Annotated in this window: 16 protein-coding genes; all 16 read left to right on the top strand. The window is 47.2% G+C overall.

Annotation, left to right across the window (positions count from 1 at the left end; genetic code table 11):
• Positions 1–51: 51 nt before the first annotated feature.
• The 16 genes from BAMF_RS42180 to BAMF_RS24465 all read left to right on the top strand — a co-directional run bounded on the left by BAMF_RS42180 (position 52) and on the right by BAMF_RS24465 (position 20,520).
• Entirely contained in the window at positions 52–195 is a 144-nt protein-coding gene (locus BAMF_RS42180; RefSeq protein WP_181185673.1) for a class III lanthipeptide, read from the top strand.
• A 63-nt stretch (positions 196–258) separates the two neighbouring features.
• Complete coding sequence (locus BAMF_RS24395; RefSeq protein ID WP_014469913.1) at positions 259–543, top strand: YfzA family protein; 285 nt, start codon at positions 259–261, stop codon at positions 541–543.
• A 948-nt stretch (positions 544–1,491) separates the two neighbouring features.
• Entirely contained in the window at positions 1,492–2,475 is a 984-nt protein-coding gene (locus BAMF_RS24400; RefSeq protein ID WP_013351406.1) for a tRNA dihydrouridine synthase, read from the top strand.
• A gap of 152 nt (positions 2,476–2,627) precedes the next feature.
• Positions 2,628–3,080, top strand: a complete 453-nt coding sequence (locus BAMF_RS24405; protein WP_013351407.1) for a DUF6884 domain-containing protein — start codon at positions 2,628–2,630, stop codon at positions 3,078–3,080.
• A 371-nt stretch (positions 3,081–3,451) separates the two neighbouring features.
• Complete coding sequence (gene acoA / locus BAMF_RS24410; RefSeq protein ID WP_013351408.1) at positions 3,452–4,453, top strand: acetoin:2,6-dichlorophenolindophenol oxidoreductase subunit alpha; 1,002 nt, start codon at positions 3,452–3,454, stop codon at positions 4,451–4,453.
• A 1-nt stretch (position 4,454) separates the two neighbouring features.
• Complete coding sequence (gene acoB, locus BAMF_RS24415; protein WP_013351409.1) at positions 4,455–5,483, top strand: acetoin:2,6-dichlorophenolindophenol oxidoreductase subunit beta; 1,029 nt, start codon at positions 4,455–4,457, stop codon at positions 5,481–5,483.
• 14 nt (positions 5,484–5,497) lie between these two features.
• Positions 5,498–6,691 carry a dihydrolipoamide acetyltransferase family protein gene (locus BAMF_RS24420; RefSeq protein ID WP_013351410.1) on the top strand — a complete coding sequence of 398 codons (1,194 nt, stop codon included), beginning with the start codon at positions 5,498–5,500 and terminating at the stop codon, positions 6,689–6,691.
• 15 nt (positions 6,692–6,706) lie between these two features.
• Entirely contained in the window at positions 6,707–8,086 is a 1,380-nt protein-coding gene (lpdA, locus tag BAMF_RS24425; protein WP_013351411.1) for a dihydrolipoyl dehydrogenase, read from the top strand.
• 108 nt (positions 8,087–8,194) lie between these two features.
• On the top strand, positions 8,195–10,003 hold the full coding sequence (locus BAMF_RS24430; RefSeq protein ID WP_013351412.1) for a sigma-54-dependent Fis family transcriptional regulator: 1,809 nt from the start codon (positions 8,195–8,197) through the stop codon (positions 10,001–10,003).
• 65 nt (positions 10,004–10,068) lie between these two features.
• Complete coding sequence (locus tag BAMF_RS24435) at positions 10,069–10,251, top strand: H-type small acid-soluble spore protein (RefSeq protein ID WP_013351413.1); 183 nt, start codon at positions 10,069–10,071, stop codon at positions 10,249–10,251.
• A 170-nt stretch (positions 10,252–10,421) separates the two neighbouring features.
• Positions 10,422–11,771, top strand: coding sequence for a maltose-6'-phosphate glucosidase (gene glvA, locus BAMF_RS24440; protein WP_013351414.1), 1,350 nt, complete (start codon positions 10,422–10,424; stop codon positions 11,769–11,771).
• 67 nt (positions 11,772–11,838) lie between these two features.
• Positions 11,839–12,600 carry a MurR/RpiR family transcriptional regulator gene (locus BAMF_RS24445; protein ID WP_013351415.1) on the top strand — a complete coding sequence of 254 codons (762 nt, stop codon included), beginning with the start codon at positions 11,839–11,841 and terminating at the stop codon, positions 12,598–12,600.
• A 16-nt stretch (positions 12,601–12,616) separates the two neighbouring features.
• A complete protein-coding gene (locus BAMF_RS24450; RefSeq protein ID WP_013351416.1) occupies positions 12,617–14,203 on the top strand; it encodes an alpha-glucoside-specific PTS transporter subunit IIBC in 1,587 nt (528 codons plus the stop codon).
• Positions 14,204–14,383: 180 nt separating this feature from the next.
• On the top strand, positions 14,384–16,708 hold the full coding sequence (locus BAMF_RS24455; RefSeq protein ID WP_013351417.1) for a peptidase G2 autoproteolytic cleavage domain-containing protein: 2,325 nt from the start codon (positions 14,384–14,386) through the stop codon (positions 16,706–16,708).
• A 280-nt stretch (positions 16,709–16,988) separates the two neighbouring features.
• Positions 16,989–18,722, top strand: coding sequence for an ABC transporter ATP-binding protein (locus BAMF_RS24460; protein ID WP_013351418.1), 1,734 nt, complete (start codon positions 16,989–16,991; stop codon positions 18,720–18,722).
• On the top strand, positions 18,703–20,520 hold the full coding sequence (locus tag BAMF_RS24465) for an ABC transporter ATP-binding protein (protein ID WP_013351419.1): 1,818 nt from the start codon (positions 18,703–18,705) through the stop codon (positions 20,518–20,520). Before BAMF_RS24460 ends, BAMF_RS24465 begins: the two co-directional genes overlap by 20 nt.
• The last annotated feature ends 11 nt before the right edge of the window (positions 20,521–20,531 follow it).

Consider the following 20,531-nt stretch of genomic DNA (forward strand, 5'->3'; position numbering starts at 1 on the left):
AAGACTAAATTCAAATGTTAAATTTATCAAATGAAGAATGGAGGATTAATTATGAATAACGTATTAGCATTACAACAATTAAATAATAGTGCCGAGGTGGAACCGCAAGTGGGACCAACGATAACAACTATTACAGTAATACCTACAATGGTTATATCCTTAATAAGTAATTATTGCGACAATCATGCTTCATAATATAATGATTTTAGATTGACACTTGGCTAAAAAAGTATTGCAGAAAAGGAAACTGATAATTAAATGGATAAAGTAAACAAAAAACGACCGTTATATAAAAGAAGTTGGTTTCAAACGGTTTTGGCATTTTTAGTTTCACAGCTTTATTTTAATTTTGTAGAATTAACGGGATGGGGTCCTAAGTATAGAGAAATGAATGGCTTCCCAGCAAACATAGTTGAACTGGATTTCTTTCAAAAATATCTTTCATTCTATGAAAATCCATGGTTTAATATTGTCACTGTTTTCTTAGGGGTTTTCACTGTTATACAAATAATCACCGGTATAACAAAGGATATTCGAAATTAAAGCAATAACTTCTGATGCCTTATTTAATTATGAAAGAAAATGAACACTTTCTTATTAATCTTATGAATGAAGACTGCGACACTTAGTCAGCAGTCTATTTTATTGGCTCTGGATCAGGATTACCGAATCGAAACCATTGAAAGCCAATCGACCCTTAGTACATATACTGTATAGGCCAGAAAAAAGCAATCTTTGTCAGGTTGCCGCTTGTTCGTTGGTTATTTCTAAACCATAAGCCAAATCCCAAATGATCCAGATTGAAGTTCTTGAATTCTTTTAAGTTCGAGTTTATTTTCTCTTCCCATCTCATCTCATCCTCTTTACTCCATGTGATTCACAAGCGGCAAGTTAGGGCTTTTTCTTTTTACATTCTCTTGAGTATCAGATATACTACCCCAAACTCAATTTGCTTAATCAAATAGCTCTTGAAATTAGTTTTTCCGCAAATGATATTGAGATACGGATATGGTGCAGTGTTAAATATTTTCTCTTCGATAACAGGATAATTATTTTGAATTGGTAATAGGGAGAACTCATATGATATTCTATTTGGGTTGGAATACTTTTTATCCAAAAAGTTTAAAAGTAAGGCTGCTAAGAAAGAGGAAGATCAGCGCTAGTATTAATAAACCACAATATAAATAAAAAATACGTGTAGATAATCATCACACTTTTTTCGCTCTCGAACCTATTATAAGGTTAAGGAGTTGACTGTGTTTATAGTGACACTCTATTACATTAACTCAATGAAGGTGTTCTATTAGATCTGTTCTATTTCAGTTAGCTTTTTCACTTTTTAACTTGTAAAAAGTGAAATGTTCAAAATTTACTATCGTTTGATAAGAAATGCTTTCGCGTGCTATAAGTGTAAAAGGAAAGCATGGTCAGTTTTTTAATTTTGGAATACATGATACAGCCGTAGTCTCTAATGAAAGGATATGAATTATTATGATAGATAATTTCTGGCGTGAATTGCCACGGCCATTTTTTGTGCTGGCACCAATGGAAGATGTGACGGATGTTGTTTTCCGCCATGTCGTAAGTGAAGCAGGCAGGCCTGATGTGTTTTTTACTGAGTTTACAAACTCAGAAAGCTATTGTCATCCGGATGGAAGGGATAGTGTCCGCGGCCGTTTGACTTTCACGGAGGATGAACAGCCGATGGTTGCCCACATATGGGGAGACAAGCCTGAAAACTTTCGTCAAATGAGCATTGGGATGGCGGAATTAGGGTTTAAAGGCCTGGATATCAATATGGGCTGTCCCGTACCTAATGTGGCGGGGAACGGAAAGGGAAGCGGCCTGATCTGCCGTCCTGAAGTTGCAGCCGAATTAATACAAGCAGCGAAAGCGGGAGGACTGCCGGTAAGTGTGAAGACCAGACTTGGCTACACGGATGTAGACGAATGGCGCGGCTGGCTGACACACGTATTGAAGCAGGATATTGCCAATCTTTCCATTCATCTTCGTACCAGAGCGGAAATGAGTAAAGTAGATGCGCATTGGGAGCTGATCCCGGAAATCAAGAACCTTCGTGACGAGATAGCGCCAGATACCCTTTTGACGATCAATGGGGACATTCCTGACCGGGAAACCGGCTTAAAACTTGCCGAACAATACGGTGTTGATGGGATTATGATCGGACGAGGTATTTTTACAAATCCATTCGCCTTTGAAAAGGAGCCGAGAGAGCATAGCAGTAAGGAATTGCTTGATCTTTTAAGGCTGCATCTGGATCTTCACGATAAATATTCAAAATTAGAAGCACGTCCATACAAACCTCTTCCTCGCTTTTTCAAGATTTATCTCCGCGGATTTCGAGGAGCAAGTGAATTAAGAAATCAATGCATGAACACAAAGTCAACAGATGAAGTGCGTGCATTGCTCGATGACTTTGAGAGAAAGTATCTTGATGGGATGGAGCAGCAGTGATATAAACAATTTCTCATTCGGCCCGGATTTCAATACGAATTCCGGGTCTTTTTGTGTGCAGCCTTTACCCCGCCTGCACCCTGATTATTAGTCATGCAGAAATAAGCGGATAGTGGTACATTGATATGAGAAACAACACAAGGGAGAGAAACATGAAACGACTATGCATCATCCCATGCGGCAAGAAAAAAATATGGGACATCCATCCGGATACAGGGCCGATAAGGGCGGAAGACGCTTATCTCAGCCCGTTTCATCAGGCGTGCGAGCGGTATGCGAAAGCATTTTTCGATGAGTGGGTGATTTTGTCGGCGAAGCATGGATTCCTTCGTCCTGATGATACCGTTCCCGAAAATTACGATGTTACTTTTGGAACAGGCCATCCGGAGATCATGACAGCGGAGGAGCTGCGCCGCCAATTTTATGAAAAGGGCTTTTCTAATACAAAAGAGCTTATCATGCTTGGCGGGAAAAAATACCGAAGCGTCCTAAACGCCGTCATCGGAGAACATCAGCATCTCAGCTGGCCTCTGTCCTCGTACAAAGGGATTGGCTACATGCTTCAAGCGCTGAATCGGGCAGTTGAAGAAAAGCAAGAACTGTAGCACAGCAAATGCATACGCAAACGGCACGATAGACTGTATGCAGAAGGACGGGGGCGGCAGTTTCGGTTATGTCAAATATCAATTGATTTTCTTCTGAAAACAGCCATTCAGACAAAAGGTGCAGAAGAATGAAGCGATTAAAACATTTCCGAGGAAATAAATACGTCGATCATTGTCAAAGACCGGGTGATGTCCGGTCTTTTTGTGTGCCTTAAAACGAGACAGGTGGATCAGATCGAGACAAAATGAGACACCTGTCTCAAACTGTCTCACAGTGTAAAAACAAAACCATTGATTTTACGGGCTCAAAAAGCTGGCACACTTTTTGCATTTATTAATGTGAACCCTAAATAGAAGGAGGCGCACAAAAAATGGAATTGTTAAAACGAGAAGGCTTGTCATTAACTGAGGAAAAAGCGCTGTGGATGTACCAAAAGATGCTGGAAATCAGGGGCTTTGAAGACAAAGTTCATGAACTGTTCGCACAGGGAGTGCTTCCCGGATTCGTCCATTTGTATGCCGGTGAGGAAGCGGTAGCTGTAGGGGTGTGCGCTCATTTACATGATGGCGACAGTATTACAAGCACGCACAGGGGACATGGCCATTGTATCGCCAAAGGCTGTGATCTGGATGGCATGATGGCGGAAATATTCGGGAAAGCGACCGGACTGTGTAAAGGAAAGGGCGGTTCAATGCACATTGCCGATCTCAATAAAGGGATGCTAGGGGCAAATGGAATCGTCGGGGGCGGATTTACGCTCGCATGCGGCTCAGCGCTCACCGCTAAATATAAACAGACTAACAATGTAAGCGTTTGCTTTTTTGGAGACGGAGCAAATAACCAAGGCACCTTCCATGAAGGGCTGAACTTAGCGGCAGTATGGAACCTTCCTGTCGTATTTGTTGCCGAAAACAACGGCTACGGCGAAGCCACAACATTTGAGTACGCGTCAGCCTGTGATTCAATCGCTGATCGGGCGGCTGCCTATAACATGCCGGGGGTCAAGGTGGACGGAAAAGATATTTTAGCAGTTTACCAGGCAGCCGAGGAAGCGATAGAAAGAGCAAGAAACGGCGGTGGCCCGTCTTTGATTGAATGTATGACCTACAGAAACTACGGCCATTTCGAAGGAGATGCCCAAACCTATAAAACAAAGGATGAAAGGACTGAGCATATTAAAGAAAAGGATGCGATTCAAGGCTTTAAAAACTATCTTTTAAAAGAAACAGATGCCAATAAACTGTCCGACATCGAACAGCGTGTCAGCGAATCGATTGAAAAAGCCGTCTCGTTCAGTGAAGACAGTCCATATCCGAAAGAGTCAGAGCTGTTGACAGACGTCTACGTGTCATATGAAAAAGGAGGAATGTGAGATGGCGAGAGTCATAAGCATGTCAGACGCGATCAATGAAGCAATGAAGCTTGCGATGAGAAGAGACGAAAATGTGCTTTTAATCGGTGAGGATGTCGCCGGGGGAGCGGCTGTCGATCATTTACAGGATGATGAAGCATGGGGCGGTGTACTGGGGGTCACAAAGGGGCTCGTACAGGAATTCGGACGCAGCCGAGTGCTGGACACACCGATTTCCGAGGCGGGCTACATGGGTGCGGCTATGGCTGCGGCATCAACCGGGCTGAGACCGATTGCGGAGCTGATGTTTAATGATTTTATCGGCACGTGCTTTGACCAGGTGATCAACCAAGGGGCGAAATTCCGCTATATGTTCGGCGGAAAAGCGCAAGTGCCGATTACCGTCCGCACCACATACGGAGCTGGGTTCCGGGCAGCTGCCCAGCATTCACAGGCGCTGTATGGCCTTTTCACCAGCATCCCGGGTCTGAAGACAGTTGTTCCGTCCAATCCGTATGACGCCAAAGGCCTGCTGCTGGCGGCAATAGAAGACAATGATCCGGTATTCTTTTTTGAAGACAAAACGTCCTACAGCATGAAAGGCGAGGTGCCGGAAGGATATTATACAATCCCGCTCGGAAAAGCGGATATCAAACGTGAAGGCGGCGACATCACGCTGTTTGCAATCGGCAAACAGGTCAATACCGCGCTTGAAGCGGCCGCACAGCTTTCTGAGAAAGGCATCGAGGCTGAGGTGCTTGATCCCCGAAGTCTGTCTCCTTTGGATGAGGAAGCGATTTTCACATCGTTAGAAAAAACAAACCGGCTGATCATCATTGACGAAGCCAATCCGCGCTGCAGCATCGCTACGGATATTGCAACGATTGTCGCCGACAAGGGCTTTGATTTGCTTGATGCGCCGATTAAACGAATTACAGCGCCGCATACACCAGTACCGTTTTCGCCAGTGCTTGAAGATCAATATTTGCCGACATCAGATCAAATTGTCAGCGTCACGCTTGAATTGCTTGGCGAGCCGGCAATGAATTAAAGGAGGGATATAGTATGGCTGTAAAAGTAGTAATGCCGAAATTGGGAATGGCGATGAAGCAAGGTGAAGTATCAGTCTGGAATAAGAAAGTCGGCGATCCGGTTGAAAAGGGAGAAAGCATCGCCAGCATCAACTCTGAAAAAATAGAAATGGAAGTAGAAGCGCCCGAAAGCGGCACGCTCCTTCACATTAAAGTCAAAGAGGGAGAAGGAGTTCCGCCGGGAACGGCCATCTGTTATATCGGGGAAAACGGTGAAAAGGTGCAGGAGAAGGAGGCACCGGCCCCTGAAAATGCCGGGGAACCACAAGCAGAACCTGAAACTATTCCCGCTCCCAAAGCCGGGAAAGAGCGTAAACACCGCGTGAAAATATCCCCTGTGGCCCGAAAAATGGCGGAGAAGGCAGGATTGAAAGTTGATACGCTGAACGGGACGGGGCCCGGGGGCAGAATCGTAAAAGCCGACGTCATAAAGGCGATGAAGACGGAAGCTGAACCGCGGTCTTCGGTTCAGACGGCACAGCCGGAGGGAAAACCGGCCTCAGCAATGAGAAAAGTGATTGCAGACCGAATGCACAAAAGCCTGCAAAACAGCGCCCAGCTGACACTGACCATGAAAGCGGACATTACGGAGCTTGTGAAATGGCAGAAACAGCTGGCCGACAGTGCGAAAAAGCGGAGCGGTGTTAAACTGACGGTCACGCATTTTGTATCCCGGGCCGCGGTGCTTGCGCTGAAACAGCATCCTGAGCTGAACAGCTCTTATCAAGAGGAGCGGATCATTACCTATCCGCATGTCCATCTCGGGATGGCAGTTTCTCTTGAAAACGGCCTTGTCGTGCCGGTGATCCGTGATGCGGAAAAGCTTTCATTCCTTGAGCTTGCGGATCAAATCAGCACATCTGCACGCCGGGCGCGGGAAGGAAATGCTTCCGGAGATGATCTTCACGGGTCGACTTTTTCTATTACAAATCTCGGGGGATATGGAATTGAACATTTCACCCCGATCCTTAATCCGCCTGAAGCCGGTATTCTCGGAGTGGGCGCAAGCTATGAAACGCCGGCGTTCAAAGGAGATGAGCTTGTCAAAAGCACCGTGCTGCCGCTGAGCCTCACCTTTGATCACAGAGTATGTGACGGTGCTCCGGCTGCGGACTTCCTGAAAACGGTTAAAGCGCTGCTTGAAGAGCCGGCCGGATTGATTTTATAGAGAGGGGTGAAGAGATTGACACTAGCCATTATCGGAGGAGGGCCTGCCGGATATGCAGCTGCCGTGGCTGCCGCGCGGAGGGGAGCAGAAGTCGTTCTGATAGACAAAGGGCCGCTCGGGGGCACGTGTCTCAATGAGGGGTGCATCCCGACAAAGTCGCTGTTGGAAAGCGCGAATGTGCTTGATAAAATCAGGCACGCAAATACATTCGGCATCGAACTTCCGCAAAACATTACGCTCAATTGGGCCCGGATGCAGGGGCGCAAACGGCAAATCGTCAACCGGCTCGTGCAGGGCATTCAATACTTAATGAAAGCAAATAAAATTAGAGTCATCAGCGGCACTGCTTCATTTCTCTCAGATCAAACTTTGCTGATTGAAGGGGAAGGAGGCGAAAAAGAAATTCTGGAAGCCGGCCGGATATTGATCGCATCAGGGTCTGAACCCGCGGGGCTGCCTTTTGCCCCCTTTGACGGCGATTGGGTGATCGACAGCAAAGATGTCCTTTCTTTACAGCAGATTCCGTCCTCCCTTCTCATTGTCGGCGGAGGTGTGATCGGCTGTGAGTTTGCCTCTTTATTCAGCCGTTTTAAAACGAAAGTGACGATGATTGAATCGGCTGACAGGCTGCTCCCGGCAGAAGACGAAGATATCGCGGCCGCTTTTGAAGACTCTTTACGAGACAGCGGAGTTGATATTCAGACGAAAGCTTCCTTCCAGCGGATTGACAGGGAAAGAAAAACCGCCGTGTGGACAAAAGACGGAAAAGAAATTGAGGCGCAGGCTGATCACATTCTGGTCGCAATCGGCAGAAAGCCGCGTTTGCAAGAGCTGAATCTGGAGCAGGCCGGCATCCTTTATTCTCCGCGCGGCATTGAAGTCAATGACCATATGCAGACAAATGTTTCGCATATATACGCGTGCGGCGACGCGGCCGGAGGAATGCAGCTGGCGCATGCCGCGATTCATGAAGGAATCACCGCCGCTTCGCATGCCACGGGAAAGGACAGCAAAGCCAATATGCGGGCGGTGCCCCGCTGTATTTATACATCTCCGGAAATGGCCGCTGTCGGGCTGACGGAAATACAGGCGAGAGAGAAATACGGAGATGTAAAAATCGGAGAATGTTCATTTTCCGCTAACGGCAAGGCATTAATTAAACATCAGCATGGAGGCAAAATGAAAATCATCGCCGAACCGGAATTCGGAGAAATTGTCGGGGTGTCAATGATCGGGCCTGACGTGACGGAATTGATCGGGCAGGCGGTCATGCTGATGAACGGCGAAATGACGGCGGATATGTCGGAGCACTTTATCACCGCGCATCCGACTCTTTCGGAAACGCTTCAGGAAGCCCTTCTGAATGTCACCGGCCTCGCTGTGCATTCCGTATAGCCGGGATACCCTTTCTCAGGACTGAGAAGGGGTATTTTTCGTTGAAAGCGCTTTACTTTTCCCCTACAATATATGAAAAGATGGTCTGAACAGGGGGGAGCGAATACAATGAATGTCATTCGGAATGATTTTAAAACCTGGAAGCGCTTTGTGAAAGAAGGCGTGCTTGATGAATCCTGTATTCAGAAGCGGGTGGCCGCCTCATGGCACCGCTGCAAAAAAGCTGATGTCAATCCTTATCTTGAAAAGGGGCCGAATGTGATGCCGGCAGATCATTTAGAAAGGCAGGCCGAGAAGCATGCGTTATTCTTAGCGGCCTCGGCACCGTATGCAGAAAAAATGAAAACGGCGATGCGGGAAATGGAAATGATGGTTCTCCTGATTGATGCCGACGGCGTTGTCCATTCAGTTGACGGCCACCCGCGCACCATTCATGAAGCGAACCGCATCAATTTCTTAAAAGGCGCCTGCTGGACAGAAAAGGCGGTCGGCACGAATGCGATCGGTACGGCTCTTTATACAAATGAGCCGGTCATGGTACACGGTTCTGAACATTATTCGCTCGCTTCCCATCAATGGAGCTGTTCCGCCGCGCCGATCCGTTATGAAGACGGGCGGCTGGCGGGTGTCATTGATATTTCCTGCCCCGCCTCCCGCGCTCAGCCTTTTATGCTCGGAATTGCTTCCTCCATCGCCTATACGGCGGAACGGGAGCTTGCCTTAAAGATGAAGATGACAGAGCTTGACATGATCAGCAAATTCGCCGGGCTTACCCGGTCTCGTGAGCCAATCGTGCTTTGTAATGAAATCAACCGGATTATCGCCGCAAGCCCCCCCGTTCAGCATTTTACCGGACATATGCTGCGTGAGCTTGAGGAACAGGGCTTTCAAATCAAGCAGGCGAAACGGGAGGAGAACGGCTTCACATGCTTTTATGTAACCAAACGGGAAGAAAAGCCGGCTTTTATATTTCATGGTGCCGCAGGCAAAAGCCGGTCATCCCGAAATATGCTGCAGCAGCTGGAGCTTGTCGCCCGAACGGACGCAACCGTCTGTCTGACAGGGGAAACCGGCACGGGAAAGGAGGTTGCCGCCCGGGCGATTCATAACAACAGCTCCAGAAAGAACGGCCCGTTTATCGCCGTCAACTGCGGAGCGGTCCCCGAAAAGCTGATTGAAAGCGAACTGTTCGGCTATATGGAAGGCGCCTTCACCGGAGCGAAACGGAAAGGACAGATCGGCGCTTTGCAAAAAGCCGATAAAGGCACGCTTTTCCTCGATGAAATCGGAGAAATATCACATTCCATGCAAGTGGCTTTGTTACGGGTGCTGCAGGAACGGAAAGTCACCCCGGTCGGCGGGACAAAAGAAATTCCCATCGACATCAGAATCATCACCGCCGCACACACTGATCTGAGACAGCTTGTCGAAAGCAAAAAGCTGAGAGAAGATTTATTTTACCGGCTTCACGTCTGTCCGATTCATCTTCCGCCATTAAGAGAACGCACTGAAGACATTCCCGGCCTCTTCTTTGAATTTCAGCGAAACAGCAGGTGGCCGGGAGAGCTTCCTGATGACTTTTTAGACATATTAAAGGGCTGGAAATGGCCGGGGAATATCAGAGAATTGTTTAATGTGTTTGAACGTCTTTCCGTCATGTTCCCGGACGGACGGCTGTCCGGACGTCCCCTCGCATCCCTGCTTGAAGCGTCAGGTCTTAAAGAGGCGGCCCAGCCTTTTGAACAAGAAGAAGCGCCTCCTGTCTCTATACGGGAGCACATTCAGAAAAACATGATCGTAAACGCGCTTGAATCGGCGAAGGGAAATGTCACGCAGGCCGCCAAAATTGCGGGGATTCCGCGTAGCACGTTTTACAAACGCCTCAAAAAATTCAAACTCACCGCCGGACAATTGTAAGAAACAAGCATACTTCTCTTGGCTGCCGGACACGTTATGTGTGAGGCCCAAAGGAGGTTTGAGACGTGAATACACAGCGTGCGAAAGACATTGCTGAATCCGCCGCCATGGCGTATGTGACGTATGAAGGAGTCCCGATTTATATTCAGCATGTCAACGAAGACAAAGAAACAGCCAGGATTTTTCCGGTCGGAAATCCTCAATTTGAGCAGGAAGTGCTGCTTTCTGATTTACAAGAGCATTTTTGAGAAAAGGTCTGCTGATCAAAGCAGACCTTTTATGTTCCTGTGAGAACTTTCCCGCTTTTTGAGAAAAATAACTAAAAATGATTAAATGATCTAACTCCCCCAAACCCGGTACAGAGAAGCCGTTCTCATGATATAAATAAAATGTAAACGTTATCAGAGGAGGGCTTCACATGACAGACAAATCATTCTCAATCGTTATTGCAGGCGGCGGCAGCACATTTACCCCCGGAATTGTATTAATGCTTTTGAATCACCTGGAAGAGTTTCCGATCAGAAAGCTGAAACTTTATGACAATGATAAAGAAAGGCAGGAGCGGATTGCGGGTGCGTGTGAGGTATTCTTAAAAGAAAAAGCGCCGGACATTGAATTTTTGGCGACTGATGACCCAGAGACGGCTTTTACGGATGTTGATTTCGTCATGGCGCATATCCGCGTCGGGAAATATGCGATGCGCGCGCTTGATGAACAAATCCCGCTGAAGTATGGCGTGGTCGGACAGGAAACATGCGGGCCGGGCGGAATTGCATACGGCATGCGGTCTATCGGCGGCGTTCTGGAAATTCTTGATTATATGGAAACGTACTCGCCTGACGCATGGATGCTGAATTACTCCAATCCGGCGGCGATTGTGGCTGAGGCTACACGGCGCCTCAGACCGAATTCAAAAATATTGAACATCTGCGACATGCCGGTCGGAATTGAGGATCGCATGGCGAACATCCTCGGATTATCTTCCCGAAAAGAAATGAACGTCCGCTATTACGGCTTGAACCACTTCGGCTGGTGGACTTCCATTACAGATCAGCACGGCAATGATTTAATGCCGAAGCTGAAAGAGCATGTCCGTGAATATGGCTACGTTCCGAAGACAGAGGCAGAGCAGACTGAAGCAAGCTGGAATGACACATTCAAAAAAGCGCGCGATGTTCAGGCGGCCGATCCGGATACGCTTCCGAACACGTATCTGCAATATTACTTATTCCCGGATGATATGGTGAAAAAATCAAATCCGAATCATACGAGAGCCAACGAAGTCATGGAAGGGCGCGAAGCTTTCATCTTCAGCCAATGTGACATGATTACACGTGAACAGTCGTCGGAAAACAGTGAAATTAAAATTGACGATCATGCTTCCTATATCGTCGACCTTGCCCGGGCCATCGCTTACAACACCGGGGAGAGAATGCTGTTAATCGTTGAAAATAACGGCGCGATCGCAAACTTTGATTCATCAGCCATGGTTGAGATTCCTTGTCTCGTAGGTTCAAACGGACCGGAACCGCTCTCAGTCGGGAACATTCCGCAATTTCAAAAAGGCCTGATGGAGCAGCAGTTATCTGTCGAAAAACTGACGGTTGAAGCTTGGGAAGAACGGTCATTTCAAAAGCTGTGGCAGGCGCTGATCCTGTCAAAAACAGTGCCGAATGCCCGTGTGGCAAGACTGATCCTTGAAGATCTGATGGAGGCTAATAAAGACTACTGGCCTGAGCTTGACGTAAGTCCGTCGCATATTTCCTGATGACAATCTTCCCCGTTTTCTTCATCTGTTATTCTATATAATAGAAAGAAAACGGGGGGATTTTGGAATGAGTCTTGAAGAACTGGTTAATCAGCATTACGCGAAATTAAATGACAACGATTTTTATATTTTAAAATATATATTGAACAATAAGCATACGTGCTACCATCTCGGTATCAATGATATGGCGAAAGCCTGCAATGTCTCTCGGTCTTCCATCCTGCGGCTGGCCCAAAAACTCGGCTTCAGCGGCTACAGTGAATTCCGGGTTTTTCTGAAATGGGAGGATCAGCCTGAAGAGGGCGAGAATATGACGTTTGAAAAGCTTCTGGATGATATTGAAGCCAACGTAAAATACGTGAAGTCAAAAGATATGACGGAGATGTGCCGGCTGATAGATGAAGCAAAACGGATTTTCGTTTACGGATCGGGCACGGCTCAGAGGGTGTGCGCCCGTGAGCTGCAGCGGATGTTTGTATCCCGGCGGAAGTATCTGATTTTAATTCAGGACATCACAGAGTTTGATATCATGTGTGACGATTTTAAGGTCGATGACGTATTCATCATCATTTCTTTATCCGGGGAAACACCCGAATTAATTCCGCAGGTAAGGACCCTGTCCGCAAAGGGAGTTCCGTTTATTTCAATCACCAATCTGAAAAACAACGTACTGGCGCAAACAACGCCGTATAACCTTTATGCGACCAGCAAGCCGGTGACGTTAAGCGATAAAACGGAAATCGTCGCATTTGCCCCGTTTTTTCTGGTGGGCGAAGCGTTATTCCGTGCATATGTTGATTATGAAGAGCTTGAAAATTTTGATAAATAGCGGGAGGTCACATGAAATGATGCAAAAAGTCCAGCGCTTCGGCAGCGCGATGTTTGTGCCTGTTTTGTTATTTGCATTTTCCGGCATTATTGTCGGTCTGAGTACGCTCTTTAAAAATAAAACACTGATGGGGCCGCTGGGTGATCCTGACGGGCTTTGGTATCAATGCTGGTACGTCATTGAACAGGGCGGCTGGACCGTCTTTAATCAAATGCCGCTCCTGTTTGCGATCGGCATACCTGTCGCTTTAGCGAAAAAAGCGCAGGCGCGGGCTTGTTTGGAAGCGCTTACAGTATATCTGACATTCAATTACTTTATCAATGCGATTCTGACGGTTTGGGGCGGGGCTTTTCATGTCGATATGAATCAGGAAGTCGGCGGAACGAGCGGGCTGACGATGATCGCCGGCATCAAAACGCTTGATACGAATATTATCGGCGCCATCTTTATTTCATCTATTGTCGTTTATTTGCACAATCGGTATTTTGATAAAAAACTGCCGGATTTCCTGGGAATTTTTCAAGGATCTTCGTACATCGTCATTATTTCTTTTTTCATTATGATACCGATTTCACTCGCGGTGGCATACGTATGGCCGATGGTTCAGTCCGGAATCGGATCACTGCAAAGCTTTCTCGTTTCTTCCGGGGCAATCGGCGTGTGGATTTACACATTCTTGGAGCGGATCTTAATTCCGACGGGCCTGCATCATTTTATTTACTCGCCGTTTGTTTTCGGTCCGGCTGTGGCTGAAGGCGGTATCGTCACCTATTGGGCGCAGCATCTCGGAGAATACTCCCAAAGCGTCAAACCGCTGAAAGAATTGTTCCCGCAGGGGGGCTTCGCACTTCACGGCAACTCGAAAATCTTCGGCATTCCGGGAATCGCGCTCGCCTTTTACGCCACGGCTTCAAAGGAAAAGAAAAAAATCGTCGCCGGCCTGTTGATTCCGGTCACCTTGACATCCATTATCGCCGGGATTACGGAGCCGATTGAATTTACATTCCTTTTTATCTCGCCGTTTTTATTTGCGGTTCACGCTTTGCTTGCCGCTTCTATGGCAACCGTCATGTATATGGCCGGCGTCGTCGGAAATATGGGCGGCGGCTTGATTGAAACGGCGACCTTAAACTGGATCCCGCTGGCGTCAAGCCACGGCATGACGTATGTATACCAGATCATCATCGGATTGTGCTTTACCGCCATTTACTTTTTCGTCTTCCGTTTCCTCATTCTCAAATTCAACATCGCCACACCGGGCAGAGAAAAAGAAGAAGGGCAGGAAACAAAGCTCTATTCGAAAAAGGAGTACAGAGAACGGAAGCAGGCTTCAAAAGAAACAGCGGCGGCAGACGAAACACAGCGGGATACAGCCGCTTTGTATATTGAGGCGCTTGGCGGAAAAGACAATATTATGGAGGTCACCAATTGCGCCACCCGTCTCCGCGTCACTGTCGCTGATGATTCAAAAGTCAAAAGTGATGCCGATTTCAGAGAGCTGGGCGCCCACGGCGTCGTCAGAAAAGGCAGGGCGCTTCAGGTCATCGTCGGATTAGGCGTGCCGCAAATGCGGGAGCGTGTTGAGAAAATACTGAACGGTTAGCATACCGCAGCAGCAGGCTGTGTGCAGAACGGGAAGAGCGCTGGTTTATCCGGCGCTCTTTTTATGTGTGTTGAAAAAATGTCTGAATTTGTCATACCTTTGCCACCTGTACATGCAGGAGTGAATGACTTCTGTGATGTTCGGTGTTTTAATTAGCAATTAAAAATAGGAGGCAAACCAATGACAAACTATACGACTTTCTTAGGACTTTACAAACCTGATAAAACTGAGGGTGTTGAAGTTGAAAGCATTGCTCAAAACTTTGAAGCGATTGACAGCAAAATCGGTGCCGCCCTTAACGATGGCACGTCAACTTATGAAAACTTAAACGAAAGACTTAAAATGTATGAAAACAGGTTTGAACACGTTACAGAGCGAAACGTTATGGATTTTGGGGCTAAAGGTGACGGAGTAACAGATGATACGCAAGCATTTCATGATGCGATGGCCGACGGAGGTTATGTCGTAACCGTTCCCGCAGGTGTATTCAGAACATCGGGATTGTTTGTTCCGTCAAATACAATGCTTGTCGGAGCAGGTAAGAAAAGAACGGTCATTAAGTTATTAGACGAAACACCTGTCGGCCGTTCTGTTCTGACCAACAGTGACTATACGAACGGTAATGAAAATATTTACGTCGGCCATCTCACGCTGGACTGGAATAAGGATACGCGTCCTGCCGGCTGGAAGATTCCGAAAGGGCCCACTTCAAGCTGTCTGCTTTTTGCGAATGTGGACTATTCTTTTGTCGAACATGTGTTTGTGAAGAACGGCGGCCTGCACGGCTTTGATTCTACAAGCCCGAACTATAACAGACATGGAGAAATGGACGACCCGACTTATTATCAGCCCAATGGCTGTAACTTTGTAACGTTTTCTCATTGTGAAGCAACAGGGTCCGGCGATGATAACTTTACTTGTCATTTCGGGTACCATACTACTTTTAGTCATTGTATTTCCTATCACCCGATGGGAAATGGGAATGGCACGTCAAATTCAAATTGCTTTGAGATCGATGACGGTTCCCAAGATGTATTTGTAGATAGCTGTGTTGCAATTGGCGGCGCCCGCGGTTTTGAAATTAAGGCGCATGACTATGCACCGGCAGCTAAACGGGTTCAGCTAGCTAATTGCCGTGCTTACGAAAATGCCATTGGTTTTTGTATTAGACATATTGGCCACCATTTATCGACTGAGCCGACATCAAAAACTGCCCATGATGTTCAATTAGTAAATTGCCAGGCAACAAATCCTAAACAAAATTCTATATATAAAGGCGTCGGAGCGAGTGCTTTGGTTGTTTCGGGCTATGATTCAGTTAATATAGTGAATTTCCAGGCGATTTGTGAAGATCGATCATATGATTACAGCAATGACACGATCATTATGATTTATTACAAAGGACGGTATGTCAATCTGAAGAATATTACGGTCCGCGGGTTCCGCTCCGCTGCTCATGATCTTTATGTTCTCGGCGGAGAAAATGCGGTAGGAAAGTGCATGATTGACGGCGTTTTTCTAGTTGACGGCGGCACGACGGGTCTTGCTTTTGGCGGCGGCGTTGATAATTGCACAGTGAGCAATGTATACGGGCATAGATTGGGAGCCAGCAGCGGAACGGTCGGACTCTATTCTTCGGGTCCGGATCTGAATATATCAAATATTGATTTTCAGGGATATGAAACAACATTTAATGTAGGCGGTAAAAAAACACCGTATGAGTTGTTTAAACATAAAGGATCTTCTGTTATGGCATCTAAAGATTCCCACGTTACAGGAACTAATGGCTTTGTCGTCGGTTCTGTCCGGGGACAGGCTGCAGGTGGTTCTCAATCCGGGGTAATCGGTTCATATAATACGATTAACCCACAAGCTAACTCAACTGTATGGGGCTGGGGTGCCGGCAGCACTCCGTCATCGGCAAACAGAAAAATTGAGCTTCACGCAAAAGAAGGAACAATTAAGGCTTCGGGAGGCGTAACAGGTTCCTCGACCTTCTCTGACTACGCTGAGTACTTTGAGAGCCTGAGCGGGGAGAAGATTCCGACGGGAACACTTGTCACACTTGAAGGTGATAAGATCAGACCGGCTGAAAAGGGTGATCTCATGCTTGGGGTTATTTCCGAGACTGCCGGAGTAATTCTTGGTGAGTCGAGTTTTCACTGGTCGGGACGATACGTAAAGAATGAGTTTGGCGGCTATGTTTATGAAGAACAGAAAGATGCAAACGGCCATACGGTCATGGCGCCAAAAGAAAATCCGGACTTTCGGCCTGAAGAAGACTACGCTTCAAGACAAGAAAGAGACGAGTGGAACATTGTCGGGCTTATCGGTCAGGTATTTGTCAGATGCGATGAGACTGTGGAAGCGGGAGATTTTATTCACGCTCATAATGGGATTGCCACAAAATCCGATTCTCCAGACCAGCGCTGGCAGGTCATGAAAGTGATCAAAGAGTTTGATGCTGATAAAGGATTCGGGGTCGCTCTCGTTTTTATTCGTTAAATGAAATGACAAAGCATAAATGACTAGCGGACGCCTTTTTAAAGGCTCCGCTAATTCATTTTAAAATCAAGGCTCCGGTTCAGAAAGCTGGTAAAAAGAAAAGACAGCCTCCATATATCTGCATCCCTTATTCTTCAATTTTGGTCTTCAATGATTTCCGTTTTTTCTTCATAAAGTACATAATAAAAGTGCGGGTTCAAGGGTTAATCCTTTATTCATTTACGACAAACAAATAAAATAAATATACATACAACTGAACAAAGAATTTGGAGGCTTACACATGTCAAAGGCTTTATCATATGTAAAACCGTATTCTCTGTTGGCGGGGATCGCTCTGTTTTTCATGCTCATCGAGCTTGCGGTAGAGCTGATACAGCCCCTGCTGATCGGGAAAATCATTGACGAAGGAATTTTGAAGCAGGAGCTCGGAACGGTCTGGCTGTGGGGCGGCGTGATGATCGGACTGACCGTTGTTTCATTCGCCTCGGGCATTTTAAATTCTTTCTACTCCGCCCATATCAGCCAGAGCTATGCGTATGATACGCGAAAAGGACTTTTTCAAAAAATTCAATCCTTCTCCTATTCGACGTTTGCGCAATTCTCATCCACATCATTTATCACTAGGCTGACAAACGATGTGACGCAGGTCCAGAATATGCTTTTTATGAGTCTCCGATTTATGCTCCGGGCGCCGTTAATGATCGCGGGCGGTATTATTCTCTCGCTGACCGTCAATGCGAAACTCGGGTTTTTTCTGCTGGTCACGGTGCCGATTTTACTTTTGTTTTTACTGTGGGTGCTGAAAAGAGGCGGCGCGCTGTTTCGATCTGTACAAAAGCGGCTCGATCAGGTCAACACGATCATGCAGGAAAACCTGACGGCGATCAAACTGATTAAAGCGCTCCTCCGTGCAAACCACGAAGTGAAACGTTTTTTGCAATCAAATACGAAGCTGATGGAAAAGACAGTCTCCGCTTTTCGGCTCGTGGAAGCGGCGATGCCGATCTTAATGCTGTTGATGAACATTTGCATTTTATTTATCTTATGGTTCGGCGCCAAAAGCATTGATCAGGGCGGAGCGCAGGTCGGCGATGTCGTTTCCGTCATTAACTATGCGACGCGGATTACAGGCGCGCTGTCCGTCCTTCCTTTTCTTATCATGGTATTTTCCCGGGCGAAAGCTTCCGGAGAAAGAATCGGCGAGGTGCTGGAAACAGAAGGCGGCGAGGGGACGGGGCACGACCCGGCACAGACGCTTGAAGGCGGCGTTGAGTTTCGCGAAGTGTCCTTCCGCTATCCGGGCATGGAAAAAGACGCGCTGCATCACGTTTCCTTTTCTGCCAATCCGAAAGAGACGGTTGCCATTATGGGCGCGACGGGCTCAGGAAAATCAACGCTCTTTCAGCTGATTCCGCGCCTGTACACGGCTGATTCGGGCAGTATTTTCATTGACGGCAAACCGATCAGTGAATTCTCCGCTCATGGACTGCGCAGGGAAATCGGCTATGTTCCGCAGGAAGTACTCCTGTTTTCAGGCACAATCCGTGAAAATATCGCATGGGGGCGGGAGGATGCTTCACTAGATGAAGTAATGGAAGCGGCCAAAGACGCGCAAATCCATGAAACCATTATGAAGCTGTCAAACGGATACGACACGGTGCTGGGACAGCGGGGCGTCAATTTGTCAGGCGGGCAGAAGCAGCGTATTTCCATCGCGCGCGCTTTTATCAGAAAGCCGTCCCTCCTGCTGTTAGATGACAGTACGAGCGCGCTGGATCTTCAGACGGAAGCAAAGCTTTTAAAGGCGATCAGGTCTTATGAATGTACGACACTGATTATTACACAAAAAATAACGACCGCGATAAAGGCTGACACCATCTTATTGCTTGAAGACGGCGAGCTGCTGGCAAAAGGCACGCACCAAGAGCTGATGGCAGAGTCTCATTTGTACCGGCAGATTTATGAATCACAATTCGGAAAGGAGGGAGCTGACAGTGCAGAAAGACATTCGTAAACCTTTCCGATATCCGAAAATACCGCTCAAATCAAATGAAGGCGGCAGAAAACGCGCGAAAGCAAAAGATACAAAAGGCACGCTGCGCAGGATCTGGTCTTATGTAGCCGAGAAAAAAGGGCTTTTGTCCCTCGTGATCATCATGGTAGTCATAAGCGCCATATTTGGCCTCCTCGGACCGTTCGTCATCGGGAAAGCGATTGATCATTTCATCGTCGGGCGGACGACAGACGGATTGGCGGGGGTGCTGTTCATACTGTTTGGGATTTACCTCGTGCAATCATTGTCCTTATGGTTTCAAAACTATTGGATGATCAATATTTCTCAAAGCACCGTGTTTAAAATGCGGAGCGAGCTGTTTACTCATCTGCATGAACTGCCGATTCCGTTTTTTGATAAACAGCGGCTCGGCGACTTGATGAGCCGGGTCACCAATGATATTGAAAATGTCAGCTCCACTTTAAATACATCAGTCATTCAGGTGCTGTCGAGCGTCATTACATTCGTCGGCACAATCGCCGTCATGCTGTACATGAGCCCGCTTTTAACATTGATCACGCTCTTGATTATTCCGATCATGTTTTTGAGCATTAAATGGATCACCAGCCGGACGGGACTGCTCTTTAAGCAGCAACAGAAAAACCTCGGCGAGCTGAACGGTTTTATTGAAGAGTCGATATCAGGAGCGAAAGTCATTAAAGCCTACTCGAGGGAAGACCGCGTCATGGAGCAATTTTTAGAAAAAAACGCGGCGTTAAAATCATCGGGATTTTGGGCGCAGACCATTTCGGGATTCATTCCGAAAGTAATGAACTCTTTAAACAATTTAAGCTTTACGATTATAGCGGCGGTCGGCGGGCTGTTTGCGCTGAAAGGGTGGATCTCAATCGGTTCCATCGTCGTATTCGCCGAATACTCACGGCAGTTCACGCGCCCTCTGAATGATTTAGCCAATCAGTTCAACACGATGTTATCGGCCATCGCCGGGGCTGAACGGGTGTTTGACGTGCTTGATGAAAAAGAGGAGCGGGAAGACGAAGAGCATGCGCTGTACCAGCCGATCAAAACGGGAGAGATTGAATTCCGAGATGTCTCCTTCGGCTATCAGGAAGACAGCCTGATCTTAAAACATCTGTCCTTCAGCGTTCCGCAAGGACAGTCAATCGCCTTTGTCGGCCCGACCGGAGCGGGTAAAACAACCGTCACAAGTCTGATCGCCCGCTTTTACGAGCCGAATGAAGGGAAAATTCTTATCGACGGAACGGACATCAAAAAACTGACGAGATCCAGTCTGAGAAAAAATATGGGGTTTGTCCTGCAGGATTCATTTCTTTTTCAGGGCACCATCAGGGAAAATATCCGCTACGGCCGCTTGGATGCATCTGACTTAGAGGTGGAGGAAGCCGCTAAAGCCGCCAATGCCCACGGATTCATTGAACGGCTCCCCAAAGGCTACGATACCGTTCTTACCCAAAACGGCGCGGGCATCAGCCAAGGCCAAAAACAGCTCATTTCCATTGCGAGAGCTGTGCTGGCCGACCCGGTTCTGCTCATTTTGGATGAAGCGACAAGCAACATTGATACGGTGACGGAAGTGAAAATACAAGAAGCGCTCGGCCGTTTAATGGCGGGCAGAACAAGCGTCATCATCGCTCACAGGCTGAATACGATTCAAAAAGCCGATCAGATTCTTGTGCTGAAAGACGGCGAAATGGCTGAAAAAGGAACCCATGCCGAACTTCTCAGCCAGAACGGTTTTTACCGGGAATTATATGAAAGCCAGTTCAGGGAATCATAAATAGGAACAAA

Origin of the sequence: Bacillus amyloliquefaciens DSM 7 = ATCC 23350 (genome assembly GCF_000196735.1) — a bacterium.
Taxonomy (GTDB): Bacteria; Bacillota; Bacilli; order Bacillales; family Bacillaceae; genus Bacillus; species Bacillus amyloliquefaciens.